At 43.5% G+C, this 909-nt stretch carries 1 protein-coding gene; it reads right to left on the bottom strand.

From position 1 onward, the window contains the following. The coding region (locus BBROOKSOX_RS11800; protein ID WP_180324067.1) for an integrin alpha at positions 1–909 on the bottom strand (909 nt) is incomplete at both ends.

The raw sequence follows: 909 nt of genomic DNA, 5'->3' as shown, positions 1-909 counted from the left end.
CTGCACCAGCAACAAAGATTTCATCTTTAGTGGTGCCAGTAAGAATATTGTCATTTTTATCGCCGAGGTAATCAATGGTGTATTTTGACTCATCGCCCAATTTTGATAAATCTATGGCATTAGTGTCGGTTTTACCGAAGATGACATAAGATTTACCTGCGCTTGTCCTACCGCCTGGATTAGCAACATGAGCACCCACAATTAAATCATCTAATCCATCACCATTGACATCACCTGCGTTGGAAACTGAATAGCCACTATAATCACCCGCTGATTCGCCAATGATAACAAAACCACCAATGCCAGCGGCAATGTCTGATAATTCAATGGCATTGGTGTTGTCTTTTTTGCCGAACACAACATACGATTTACCTTGGTGTGATTTACCGTCTGGATCGTCGGCACCATAAGCACCCACAATTAAATCATCTAAGCCATCACCATTGACATCGCCTGCACTGGAGACTGAGCGACCACTATAATCACGCGCTGACTCGCCATTGATAACAAAGCCGCCTGTGCCAGCGGCAATGGCTGACAATTCAATGGCATCGGTGTTGTCTTTTTTGCCGAACACAACATATGATCTACCTGCATGTGATTTACCGCTTGGATCGGCTTGCCTAGCACCTATAATTAAATCATCTAAGCCATCACCGTTAACATCACCTGCGCTGGAGACTGACCAACCACTTTGATCATCTGCTGACTCGCCAATGATAACAAAGCCACCTATGTTATGGGCAATGTCTGATAAATTAATAGCATTGGTGTTGTCTTGTTTACCGAACACAACATACGATTTTCCTACGCTATATTCTTTGCCTACTTTAGCATTCTTAGCACCCACAATTAAATCATCTAATCCATCGCCATTGACATCACCTGCACTGGAAACTGACCAACCAC

Source organism: bacterium endosymbiont of Bathymodiolus sp. 5 South (assembly GCF_900128535.1).
In the GTDB taxonomy this organism is placed as follows: Bacteria; Pseudomonadota; Gammaproteobacteria; order PS1; family Pseudothioglobaceae; genus Thiodubiliella.
Note: the sequence above shows the minus strand (reverse complement) of the source record. Positions and strands in the feature narration are given on the sequence as shown.